Source organism: Fusibacter sp. JL298sf-3 (assembly GCF_053842995.1).
Genome location: NZ_CM132608.1, coordinates 287,878 through 300,279, shown reverse-complemented (window position 1 = coordinate 300,279; position 12,402 = coordinate 287,878). Strand labels below are relative to the sequence as shown.

13 protein-coding genes are annotated in these 12,402 nt (G+C 47.1%); all 13 read left to right on the top strand.

Annotation, left to right across the window (positions count from 1 at the left end; translation table 11 throughout):
• The first annotated feature begins 281 nt into the window (after positions 1-281).
• The 13 genes from ACR6HW_RS01440 (at position 282) to ACR6HW_RS01380 (ending at position 12,310) form a co-directional block, all read left to right on the top strand.
• Positions 282-1,601, top strand: coding sequence for an IS1380 family transposase (locus tag ACR6HW_RS01440; protein WP_455728668.1), 1,320 nt, complete (start codon positions 282-284; stop codon positions 1,599-1,601).
• 633 nt (positions 1,602-2,234) lie between these two features.
• Positions 2,235-2,813 (top strand): RNA polymerase sigma factor, encoded by a 579-nt coding sequence (locus ACR6HW_RS01435; RefSeq protein ID WP_455729390.1) that lies wholly within the window; start codon positions 2,235-2,237, stop codon positions 2,811-2,813.
• A gap of 70 nt (positions 2,814-2,883) precedes the next feature.
• Positions 2,884-4,050: a chymotrypsin family serine protease gene (locus ACR6HW_RS01430; RefSeq protein WP_455729389.1), complete on the top strand. Its 1,167-nt coding sequence runs from the start codon at positions 2,884-2,886 to the stop codon at positions 4,048-4,050.
• Between the two features lie 224 nt (positions 4,051-4,274).
• On the top strand, positions 4,275-5,264 hold the full coding sequence (locus ACR6HW_RS01425) for an ABC transporter substrate-binding protein (RefSeq protein WP_455729388.1): 990 nt from the start codon (positions 4,275-4,277) through the stop codon (positions 5,262-5,264).
• A gap of 54 nt (positions 5,265-5,318) precedes the next feature.
• A complete protein-coding gene (locus ACR6HW_RS01420; RefSeq protein WP_455729387.1) occupies positions 5,319-6,320 on the top strand; it encodes a FecCD family ABC transporter permease in 1,002 nt (333 codons plus the stop codon).
• Entirely contained in the window at positions 6,317-7,291 is a 975-nt protein-coding gene (locus ACR6HW_RS01415; RefSeq protein ID WP_455729386.1) for a FecCD family ABC transporter permease, read from the top strand. Before ACR6HW_RS01420 ends, ACR6HW_RS01415 begins: the two co-directional genes overlap by 4 nt.
• A gap of 12 nt (positions 7,292-7,303) precedes the next feature.
• Positions 7,304-8,107, top strand: a complete 804-nt coding sequence (locus tag ACR6HW_RS01410) for an ABC transporter ATP-binding protein (protein ID WP_455729385.1) — start codon at positions 7,304-7,306, stop codon at positions 8,105-8,107.
• A 170-nt stretch (positions 8,108-8,277) separates the two neighbouring features.
• On the top strand, positions 8,278-8,907 hold the full coding sequence (locus ACR6HW_RS01405) for a hypothetical protein (RefSeq protein ID WP_455729384.1): 630 nt from the start codon (positions 8,278-8,280) through the stop codon (positions 8,905-8,907).
• A gap of 147 nt (positions 8,908-9,054) precedes the next feature.
• Positions 9,055-9,798: an AAA family ATPase gene (locus ACR6HW_RS01400; RefSeq protein ID WP_455729383.1), complete on the top strand. Its 744-nt coding sequence runs from the start codon at positions 9,055-9,057 to the stop codon at positions 9,796-9,798.
• A gap of 11 nt (positions 9,799-9,809) precedes the next feature.
• Positions 9,810-10,226 carry a hypothetical protein gene (locus tag ACR6HW_RS01395; RefSeq protein WP_455729382.1) on the top strand — a complete coding sequence of 139 codons (417 nt, stop codon included), beginning with the start codon at positions 9,810-9,812 and terminating at the stop codon, positions 10,224-10,226.
• Between the two features lie 49 nt (positions 10,227-10,275).
• A complete protein-coding gene (locus ACR6HW_RS01390; RefSeq protein WP_455729381.1) occupies positions 10,276-10,644 on the top strand; it encodes a PH domain-containing protein in 369 nt (122 codons plus the stop codon).
• Positions 10,645-10,816: 172 nt separating this feature from the next.
• Positions 10,817-11,365, top strand: coding sequence for a hypothetical protein (locus tag ACR6HW_RS01385; RefSeq protein ID WP_455729380.1), 549 nt, complete (start codon positions 10,817-10,819; stop codon positions 11,363-11,365).
• A 63-nt stretch (positions 11,366-11,428) separates the two neighbouring features.
• Positions 11,429-12,310 carry a helix-turn-helix transcriptional regulator gene (locus ACR6HW_RS01380; protein ID WP_455729379.1) on the top strand — a complete coding sequence of 294 codons (882 nt, stop codon included), beginning with the start codon at positions 11,429-11,431 and terminating at the stop codon, positions 12,308-12,310.
• The last annotated feature ends 92 nt before the right edge of the window (positions 12,311-12,402 follow it).

The window sequence follows — 12,402 nt, the reverse complement described above, 5'->3', positions numbered from 1 at the left end:
ATTTTTAGGTGATAAACAGGAAGACGTCTTCTATGATAAGCATTATGAAGCGCAAAAACTTAAATCCGCTCGATTTTTGGTGATATCATGGGTTCATGAATAATTCAGGCTGAATTATTCATGACGGTTCACGAAATACTCCCCAAAACCGCATAGTTACTGTATTTTAGATTACTTTTGCTTTTCACTTATCAAGTGAAACCTAAATAAATAGAAGAAGAGCTCCAACTTTGTTAAAATGTAGTTACCACACAAACACCAAAACAAAGGAGAAACTCTTCATGTCTAGTGTAAGTTCACTTCAGCTCGAAAGCAATAGTAAAATCAAAATAAATTTCAATGGAGGCGATTTATCCTCCGATTCGGGGCTGCTTCTCATAAAAGAATTCGCCCATAAGTTTGGCTTCAATAAACACATCAGCCAGTTTGTAACGGACAAAAATGATAGCTTCCGTAAACACAAAGACCATCAAAATCTATCCCAGCTAATTTATCAAATCCTTGCTGGATACTTTAATGACAATGATGCAGACGAACTGACCAATGAACCTGTCTTTAAAAGTATTCTGGGTAAACAGGCTCTTGCCTCACAACCCACACTGTCGAGGTTCTGGAACCGTATGGATGGGGATACAGTCAAACAGTTTGAAGATATCATCCGTCATATGAGGTCATCGGCCTACAGGACTAAAATGCCAGAACAAGTTCTGCTTGATCTTGATTCAACCCTACTTAACACGTACGGCAAGCAGGAAGGCGAAGGCTTTAATTACCACTATCAAGCTCATGGATATCACCCCTTACTCTGCTATGACGGACTCACTGGAGATCTTCTCAAAGCAGAGCTTAGAGATGGTACCGCCTATAGTTCTACAGGCGTCTGCGAGTTCATGCAGCCCTTACTTGATGAATACTTTACAAAGTATCCTGATGTCCATCTGTTCCTCCGTGGAGACAGTGGTTTTGCAACACCAGACTTGTACAAACAGTGTGAAAGCAATGGTGTATCCTATGCCATACGCTTGAAAGCAAACAAAATACTGTATGCTCACGCAAAACATTTGGATGATGAAATAACCGAAGCTACAAAGGATAACATGATTGATTATGTGGTCCGTTATGATGAGTTCTTGTACCAAGCCGGTAAATGGGACTATCCTAGACGGGTTATCGTCAAGGTCGAGAAACCGTACAATCAGCTAACCAATCAGTATGCCTTTATTGTGACCAACATGGATCTCAGTCCTGAAGAACTCATTAAGTTCTATCGAAATCGAGGCACCATGGAAAACTTTATCAAAGAAGGTAAAAGTGGCTTCAACTTTGCATCAACACCAAGTAAGGACAAAGTCGTTAATGCAAATCATCTACTGCTCCATGTCCTAGCATACAACCTATTTAATTACTTTAAACGATTGGTATTACCTGAAAACATGAAGAAAATGTTGATAGATACTATTCGATTGAAGCTGCTCAAAATCGCATCAAAGGTTGTTAAAGCAGCAAGATATATTCATTTCAAACTGTGTAGCAGTTGTCCATACAAGAATGAGTTCTATGAAATTCTTGAGAACATCCGTCGACTTCCACAGTTGGAATAAACGTAACTGATGAACTTTGAAATCTGAAAATCGAGAAAAGTATTGTCCACAGGATAAGTCTGCCCATTTTTAGGTGATAAACAGGAAGACGTCTTCTATGATAAGCATTATGAAGCGCAAAAACTTAAATCCGCTCGATTTTTGGTGATATCATGGGTTCATGAATAATTCAGGGTTAAAATTAATTGACAGGTTTCAAAGAAACTTGAATCCGCTTTTTCGCCTCAACTCTCCCTCCATTTATAAGAACGAATAACTCGCCGAAATCTTACACTTCAAACGAAATTTAATTAGAAAATTTTTTTAATCGACAAATACTCTTACATACATCATGTCGTAAGTGCCGCTAGCGAAGGGGGAGCAGACAAACAGCGGTACATTTTTCGAGTCTGTCAAGTGTTCCGGTTCACGGCGTTCAAATTAACCACCCGACGTAGGTCAGTTATTCGCCCACACATTTGTGGGTTTATATCAACAATATATGTCATATTGATGCTTTTAAAACTGTTATATTACATTTCATTTACAAAAAGGGTATAAAGTGAAACCGCGCGGTGACCCATGGTGTATTGTATGTACAACAGATTTATAGTCGCTGTGAATCTCAAACACTTACTAGGAGTTGATGTATAGATGTATTGTAAAAAAGAAATGGACCTCGTGATACGCCTTAAGTATAGAGATGAAAAAGCCTTACACCATCTTATAGAAACTTATGAAGGTTACGTTGGCAGCATTATTCAAAGCGTTTCTCGAAATACGCTCTCTATAGAAGACAAAGAAGAAGTTCTCTCAGACGTTTTTATAGCCATTTGGTACAAAGCGCATACCATAGATCCCAATCGTCTCAATTGTTTAAAATCATATATTGGTGCTATTGCACGCAACAAGTCTAAAAATAAGCTGAGAGAATTGAGCGGTAGGTCGCTTGTAAGCGTATACCCACTTCAAGACGTCTCCTATGACGACACATTTAACGGGGTAATAGAGCATGAGACCTCACGCAAACTCGTCAATGCGTTGTACAAACTCGAAAAGACAGAGCGCCTCTGCTTTGTCAAATATTATTACCAACAAAAATCCGTGCGTGAAATCGCTACCGAAACCGGCACCAATTTGTCAACAGTTAAATCAAAGTTGGCTAGAGGCCGCAAAAAATTAAAAATCATCCTCGATGAAAATCAGACCTTGAGCAAAGAGTATCTCCAGTAAAAAAGACAGTTCTTCCATTAGGGCCCTAATATTAAGCACTGTAACAAATACTTTTATAAAGGAGGCATTTATGAAATTCAAACGTCTACTAGGTTTTTTACTTTCTACCGGTCTAGTGCTCTCATTGAGCTTTGGTGCAGTTCCCGTCAATGCGGCCACAAGCGACTCTTTTAACACTTTGTTTGAACCTTTCGGCGGAACTGCTTTTATGAAAAAAGCCGTATCTGCAAGCAACTCTTATGAAAAATTAATCAAATCCTTTAAATCGGACGGTCAGCCTAAATCGACGGACTATCCCGACTACTTTGGCGGCGCCTATATCGACAACGCCGGACAATTGGTCGTGCTCGTCGAAGCGAACCACTATGCCGATGCCGGTGTTAAACAAACCGTCGAACGCATCATAGGCAACGATCAAGTCACTTACCAATCGGCGCCTTACAGTTTAAAGCACTTACAAGGGCTTATCGAAAACATCAACGGCCAAATACTCAACGGCTTAGGTGGATCTGCAATTAAAAACATCGACAAAGTCTTTTTAGATGATGCCAAGAGCAAAGTCGTGGTTGAGCTTAGAAAGTTCTCACCAGATAAAGTTCGAGAATTTAAAAAGCAAATTGTGAACGACCCCGGTGTTGAATTAAGAAAAATGACCACGCCTCTAGAGGCGCATACAGACATCAATCCCGGCAACAGAATTAAGGCAGACGGCACCGGTTCAATGGGGTACAGAGCCATGCGCAATGGTGAAATCGGTTTTGTTACCGCAGGTCATGTTGCACGTACTGTCGGCAAGGACGTCAGCTACAACAATACCGTCGTCGCTCAAACACGTGTAACTAGAAACCGCGGTCAAATTGACGCCGCTTTTTGTGCCATTACCAATCCGGGATACGAACCAACTAATACCATTAACAATACCGGCGGCCAGCTCTCCACCAACTTAATCAACCCACCGGTGGGGATGCCGGTTGTTAAGACGGGGATAAATGGACCAAGTGTCGGTAGAGTGACTTCAACCAATTTTGGTGGCGTCGTTTCCGGCACATACCATGTCAACCTTACGGCAGCTCAGTACGCCTCGGCACCTGGTGACAGCGGTGGCCTTATTTTCACCGGCGATCCTCAAACCGGCTATATGGAGACCGCCGGCATCCACGTCGGTTCGTCAAATTTGGTAAGCGCCTTCTGTAAAGCTGAAATTGTGAATCAAATGCTTGGACTCACCAGATACTAATAGCTCTTTAAAGCGCCTTCCACCGGGAGGCGCTTTAAAGGTTGTAGACAACAAGGGGAAGGCCGAAAGCCATCTCGCGAAGACCTCAGCGAGAAACAGCCCAAGCCATAAAATTTAGCACACTATAGACAGATGTCTTGACAAATCCCCTCATTTCCTTTAAAGTAATCAAAGTGTGATAATAGTTATCATTATCGAACAAATAAACCTAATAGGGGGACATTATGAAACATTTAAAATGGTTGTTTTGGGCACTGACCTTAACAGTTGTCATTACCGGTTGCGCAAAATCTGCAGAGCAAAAGCCTGTAGAAGAACATACAGACGAACCGAAGACAGAGGCGCGCGTTGTTAAACACGCCATGGGAGAAACCAGCATTGAGGGGACGCCGGTGCGCGTTGTCACCTTGTATCAAGGCGCGACAGACGCCGCAGTTGCCCTAGGGATAAAACCCGTCGGCGTCGTTGAGTCGTGGGTGCAGCAACCGATGTACAACTATCTCAAAGATGCCCTTACAGAGGCGACCATTGTCGGGCTTGAGACACAACCCAACCTCGAAGAAATCGCAAAACTTAAACCCGATTTAATCATTGCTTCGAAGATTCGACACGAAAAAATTTACGACCAGTTATCGCAAATCGCACCGACTGTGACACATGAAACGGTGTTTAAATTTAAGGATACTGTAACCCTTATGGGCGAAGCACTGGACAAAGAAGCCGAGGCGGCAACTTTGCTAAGTGATTGGTCGAATCGCGTCGGAGATTTCAATCAGAAGATAAGCGAAAAACTCGGTGAGGCGTGGCCAGTAGAAGTTTCCGTTCTCAACTTCCGTACCGACCATGCGCGTATCTACGTCACCGGCTTTGCAGGTGATATTTTAACGGAACTGGGTTTCGTAAGACCGGAAGTTCAAAAGAAGGCCGCTGAAGAGGGCAATGTCGTGCTCAAGCTCACGACCCTTGAAAGTATCCCATCTATGGACGCTTCTGTGTTCTTCTATTTTATGTCTGATGGGCACAACAACGATGCAGAGGCCATTCAAGAGACCTACAAGACTTGGACATCTCATCCGCTATGGGCAAACCTCAAAGCGGTAAAAGAAGACCGCGTCTACGAAGTAGACGAAGTCGACTGGAACATGGGTGGCGGTATTATTGCCGCAAACAGAATGCTCGACCAGATGTACGAGCGCTTTGAACTCGAGAAGTAATTCAAAAGAGGGGGCTCGTGCCCCCTTTTTAATTTAACCTTATGGAGCGTTTAAATGACTCATACTCAATACATGAAATGGGGCGGCTTATTGATGGCCTGCGCCTTGCTTTTCGGCGTCTTCTTGGCAAGCTTGGCCATTGGCCAAGTGCCCATACCGCCCCGAACAGTTATAGAAGCTTTTACCGATTTTGACCCTTCAAATACAGCACATATCATCGTCGTTAGCACACGTCTTTCCCGAGCAGTTATCGCACTGGTCGTAGGCGCCTCCTTGGCGATTTCAGGCGCTTTGATGCAGGCGCTAACACGCAACCCACTGGCATCGCCCAGCTTGTTCGGCATCAATGCCGGCGCGCTGTTCGCCGTGGTGCTCGGCACCGTTTTTTTCTCTGTCAACCAGCTAGAGACGTTGGTCTTTCTCGCTTTTTTAGGCGGTGCAGTCGCTGCCGTCATGGTGCTGTTTCTCGGCGCACTGGGCAAAGACAGTTTGTCGCCCATTAGAATTGTCTTGGCAGGCGCCGCTATTACCGCCCTTTTTTCAGCCTTCACCCAAGCGCTATTGGTCATCGACGAACAAAGTCTTGAAGGCGTGCTGTTTTGGCTAGGGGGCTCTGTGTCCGGTAGGCGACTGGAAACTGTCCTGCCCTTACTCCCGTACATGTTCGTCGCCGGCGTCATCGCTTTTTTATTGGCACGTGCTGTAAATGTTTTGACGTCTGGAGAAGACGTTGCAAAAGGACTCGGTCAACGCGTTTTTTTACTTAAACTCGTCATGGGCGCTGTCATCGTCTGTCTTGCAGGCGGCTCAGTGGCCATTGCCGGATCCATAGGGTTTATCGGACTTGTCGTCCCGCATATGGTGCGCAGCCTAGTGGGACTGGACTACCGCTGGATACTCCCGTACTGTGCTGTTTTCGGCGGGTTGATCTTGTTGCTCGCCGACGTGGCGGCACGTGTGGTCATCGTCCCTGAAGAAATGCCTATAGGCGTTATGACTGCGGCTATTGGGGTACCTTTCTTCATCTATAGAGTGAGAAAGGGGGCGTTGTCGTGAAAGCCACTCTCAAAACGTATTTAGGCGTCTGCCTCCTCACCGCCTTTGTCTTTATCCTAGGCCTGTCGGTGGGCAGTAGTATTCTTTCGCCGACAGAGGTGCTTAAAGCGCTCTTTGGCGGCGAAAACAGCTTCGTCATCAGCACCTTGAGGCTGCCTCGACTTTTGGTGGCGTTTTTTGTCGGGGCCGCTCTTTCAGTGGCAGGTGCGATTTTACAGTCGCTGATTCGCAACCCGCTGGCTTCACCGGACATCATCGGTATAACAGGAGGTGCTAAAGTCGCCGCAGTGCTGTATTTGACTTTTTTTGCAGCTGCCGATAGGCGTTTTTTACCACTGGCAGCCATAGCAGGTGCCGTCGTGGCCACTTTGCTCATTTATTTACTCGCCTTTAAAAAAGGGGTATCACCAATACGTCTCGTTCTCATTGGCATCGGTTTAAACGCCGGTATGGGGGCCTTGGTGACGATGCTCATCGTCATCAGTCCCACGTATTCCACCAGCGACGCGTATATTTGGCTGACGGGGAGCGTCTACGGCGCCAACTGGTCGCATGTCCGAAGTCTCGTCCCTTGGCTGGCTGTTTTTCTGCCCATTGCGTTTTTATGCGCCAGACGCATAGACATTCAGGAACTCGGAGACGATTTGGCGCGCGGTGTCGGCGCCCGTGTGGAGAGCGACCGCCTGCTCCTTATCGCCGTCAGCGTCGCTTTAGCGGGCATCGGCGTGGCTTTTGCAGGCGGCATCGGCTTCGTCGGGTTAATCGCCCCACATCTAGGCCGCCAACTCGTCGGTCGATCGTTTAAACATTTGGCGCCTATTGCTGCGCTTATTGGGGGGACCCTTGTCATGTCGGCGGACATCGTTGCCCGTACCCTGTTTTTGCCCCTAGATTTACCCGCCGGCGTCTTTGTATCCGCCATTGGGGCGCCGTTTTTTATCTACCTGCTCTACAAAGGGCGCAATTCATAGTGAGGTGAGCGTATGAACAAAGCACTTGAAACACAAAAGTTAACCTTGGGCTACGGCGAGGCTGTCGTCATCGACGCCCTAGACATCGCCATTCCCAAGGGGAAAATCACGATTTTGGTCGGCGCCAACGGCTGCGGCAAGTCGACGCTGTTACGCGCTTTGGCACGCCTTTTAAAACCGAGAAGCGGGGAAATTCATCTCAACGGGTTGGCCATGCACAAATCTTCTACCAAAGAGGTGGCCAAACAACTGGCTATTTTGCCCCAAGGCCCCACGGCACCGGAGGGCCTTACTGTTAAGCAGTTGGTCAAACAAGGCCGCTACCCGCATCAAAGCTTTTTAAAACCGTGGTCGAAAGCCGACGACGCCATTGTGGAAGAGGTTCTTGAAGCTACAGGCATGACCGCATTTGCCCATCGAAATGTCCTCGCGCTCTCAGGTGGCCAAAGGCAACGCGCTTGGATTGCCATGAGCCTCGCACAAAAAACAGACGTCCTCCTTCTAGACGAACCCACCACGTACCTCGATTTGACCCATCAAATCGAAGTGCTGGACTTGCTCTTCGAACTCAATGAAAAGGGTTCGCGCACAGTGGTTATGGTTTTACACGACCTCAATCTGGCCTGTCGATACGCCCACAACATCGTAGCTGTCAAAGACAAAGGGGTTTACGCTCAGGGTCCTCCAGAAGAAGTGGTCACCGAAGACATGGTCAAATCCGTCTTCGGTATGTCCTGCGTCGTCACTAGCGATCCACTGTTTGGGACGCCACTTTGCATCCCTCACGGCAAGGGCCGCAAACTCTCCGCTGTTTAACGCGAAAGCGCCCAGTTGCGGCCTCCTTAGGAGGCCGTTTAAAAATTGCTCAGCGCAAACTCATTAATACCCAAACACCGGCAAGGCTTTTATATAGGTTACATGTGATTTCTTTAATGATATAATGGCATTGTACAACCACTTGTTTAAAAGACAGGAGGTCTGCAAACATGTGGCACGAACTCAGAACACTCGGTAAAAAGAACAAGCTGTTCCAGTGGCGTTTTCTATCTAACGAACCTCTGACCATTCGAAGGGGTTTTTCAGATGGGACTGAACACATCACAGAATTTACAGCTGAAGAAATTGAAAAAGTGATGGCCTTTGTTGAAGAAAAAGGCCCTGTGCCATTGGCCAACAACGTTGAAAAACTACATATGGACAATAAGCGCAACAGGCTAGGGCACTTTGTCTTCAAAACGCTTAGACGCGATGTGCTGGACGCACAGGCGACGAGCCAACTTGCAGCAATTTTTGTTCACGTCGGTCTGTTCTCTTGGAATGGGCTCAAGCGCGGTATGTGTTTTACAGTGGCCAATGGAGACTGGCAAAGTCGGCTCAACCCCTCTGAAGAAAAGGCACTGCCCTTAGAACTTCAATTGTGTGCGGTATCACTTGCCACCGGCGATATCAGCCGCGCTGCCGCCTTTTACAGCGGTATTTTCGACGCGCCTAAAGCAGCTGGTCGCAGGGCATTTACGCTGGGGAATCTATCGGTGACACTTATAGAAGGCCTTCCACAGCATTCTGAGCAGGCATTGACTTCAAAACAACAGCTCAAGCTGTCGAGACACTTGTAACGCGACTCAGTTGTACAAAGCACCCGTATGTGCTAAAGCAAAATGATAGAACGCGTACGTTAACCGTTAAAGATCCAGATAATCATGCGTTAACCTTTTCTCATCCGCTTTAAGTTGTGGTATACTAAAGGCGACTAAGGGGGTATTATGGCTCATTTTGATACGTTTATAAGAGAAGTGCATATAGATGAACAAGTTGCCCAGATGCGCGGCTACCCATACGAGCTCAAAGCCGTCAAAACGTTTAAACCTCTGGTATTTCACCCTAAAGTGACGTTTTTTATCGGCGAAAACGGCAGCGGCAAATCGACATTGCTCGAAGCCATTGCCGTACAGTACGGTTTCAATCCCGAAGGCGGCACCAAAAACTTCAACTTTTCCACTGAAGACACCCATTCGCCACTGCACCGCCACCTGCGCATAACCAAGGGGGTCAGACGGCCGAAGACCAGCTTTTTTTTGAGGGCCGAAAGCTTTTACAATGTGGCCTCTCATATAGATGCACTGGACAAAGGTGGCGGCGGTCCACCTATAATCGATGCCTATGGTGGCGTTTCGCTGCACAAGCAATCCCACGGCGAGTCGTTTCTATCGCTGATGCTAAATCGATTTACAGGTAACGGCATCTACATTTTAGACGAGCCCGAGGCGGCGCTTTCACCTAATCGCTTATTGGCGCTTTTGAGACAGATACACGTTCTCACTGAGGCCGGTGCCCAGTTTATCATCGCCACGCACTCGCCGATACTTTTAGCTTATCCCGAGGCGGTTATATACGACATCGACCACGACTACACCTGTCCGATTTATACAGAAACTGAACACTTTCAGGTTACCAAGCGTTTTTTAAACAACCCTGAAACCATATTGAAGACCTTATTTGAAGACTAGAAGGAGTTCCCATGCACATTACACAAGCCGACATTCAAACACTGCTCGACACGCTATATGAAGCGATTTCTTTCCCACCGGGAGAGGAACCGCATTTTGACGCCCTTTTGCCGATTTTCCTCTCAGGCGCCAAGTTAGTGGAGTACACCCAAGCCGGAACTGTGGCACGCGTCAAGTCTATTGAAGCCCATGTTGAGGAGCTGCAAGAAATTTTTCAAACGCATCCGTTGCTTAAAGCCGGCGGTTTTTCCGAAGCGTCAAAAGGCTTTGTCTTTGACTGTATCGGACCGATTGCCCATGTGAAAAGCCGATACCGCAAAGTCTACACCAACGGTGGCACGGAAATTTCAGGTGAGGGGATGAACGGCCTTCAAGTGGTTAACGTCGATGGCAAATTAAAAATTGCGAGCCTCTGTTGGTTTGAATAAGCCTATGGTATAATAAAATGTACTCAAAATTCAGATAATAGGAGGGCTTATGTCAGTAACGACACCGATGCTAACGTGGACACTGGTTTCAGAATGTCCAGTGCCAAACGATGTACAGGAGTTGTTTGTTCCAGGGGAAGAAGGCGTCGCAGCGTATAAAACCTTTAGAGACGTCGCCATCTTCACCAACAAACGTCTAATTGTCAGAGACGCACAGGGACTCACGGGGAAAAAAGTAGAAATTTATTCATTGCCCTACAGCGCCATCAACATGTGGTCAACAGAAAATGCGGGCAGACTCGATGTCAACTCAGAAGTAGAGCTCTGGACGAGAGCAGGGCATATTAAAGTCAATCTCAAAAAAGGCGTCGACATTCGCAAATTCGATAAACTCATATCCGAATCCGTACTCAAATAAAAAAACGCACCATAACCGACTCTCACGCAGGAGTCGGTTTTTTTGACAACAAGCCTTGAGCCGAAAGCCTTCTCGCGAATGTTTAGCGCGTGAAGGCGTCAGCGAAAGGCGGTTTGCTGCTCTCTCAGAGGCGCTTTAGTGAACTTAGAAGAACGCAAGAAGGAGGTCACTCGTGTCCCTTTTACAAAAAGTTAAAACAACTTTAGACGCCAACGGTATCCGATGGGCGCTTGGTGGCTCCCTCGTGTTGCTTTACCACGGCATCGTCGATACCGCTCAGGACATCGATCTTTTCGTCGACCTCTCACAGGCGGAATGTGCCCACCGGTGTCTACAAACACTCGGTCAAATCGCCCCAAAGCGTGTGAGCGGCATCTACCGCACCGATTTTTTTGCTGAGTACACTACGCCCGAAGGCGAAATCGACCTCATGGCGGGGTTTAAAATCAAGCATTCAGAAGGTGTTTACAGCTACCCTTGGCCGCGCACAGCAGAAGACGATTGGGGCACTATCGACGGCGTCAGTTGTCCGCTGACCCCACTGGAAGACTGGTATGTCCTGTACCAACTCATTCCGGGACGCCATGAAAAAGTCGCTGGATTAGAAAACCACTTTAAGAAAAACGGCGTACGCCGTCGAGAGCTGCTGACAGAAGCCTTGGCGATGCCGTTGCCCGCTTCTGTAAAACAACGTATCTACAGGCTCCTAAAAATTATTTAAATGAGAAGTTTGATCAAAACCAACGTCACGTCATTGTATATACTGAAATTAGGAGGTATTAAAATGAACGAATTAAAACCTATTCAAACCGCCATCGACTACATAGAAGCGCATTTGTTTGACGCTGTAACAGCAGAACAAGTGGCCAAAGCCAGTGGGTTGCCGCTGTCCACATTGTACAGGCGCTTTTCAACCTATACGGGAATGTCTGTAATGGCTTATCTTCGCCTAAGGCGTATGGCAAAAGGACTGGTTTGGCTCGGCAGTGGCCAAAAGACGATTTTAGAAACCGCCGTCGCCCTTGGATACGACTCGCAAGAGGCCTTTACACGCGCTTTTAAGAAACATTTCGGGGTCGCACCAGGTGCCTTTTTAAAAAGTGGTGCCGTGTATCCGGTTGCATCGCGCAAGTGGCTGCTCGACGACTTTATCCATCGCTCAGCTCATGAAGCCCACCAAGAGGGGGCAGTGGAGCCGATGCGTGTAGAGGTGTTCAAAATCTATAAGCCCGCACACATTTGGGCGGCTTTAGTCGACCGGACACTAAGTGAAAGTTTTTACGATCAATGTGAAGCCGATGGGCTTATGGACATTGTGGACAACTTGCCGGGGGACATGCGAAACGGCGGAGGGTACATGATCAATGCCCAAGGGCGTCCGGTACTGTCTTTTTACGGCAAAGAGCTCCCGGCGGATTACGAAGGCACTTTACCGTCACTCTGCGAGACTTTCGCTTTTGAAGGCTCGGAATACATCGTTTTCAGATGTCCGCCGTATGCACCGCATGCACACGGTTCCGCTGTGGCGGCTACTTATGACGCCATGGCGCAGTTTGAACCCGAGAAATGGGGCTATTGCTGGGGGCGCTCGACACTGCCTATTTACAACGACGACGACGAAAACGGTTTCGTACTTATGCGTGCCGTCACGCGGTGTCAAATATAAAAAAAAGTCTATCAGCACTAAAAAATACGCATATCCAAAGCCTTGATTGTTGTCTTTTATTATATATAATGGGTATTAGGGCGTGCACACCC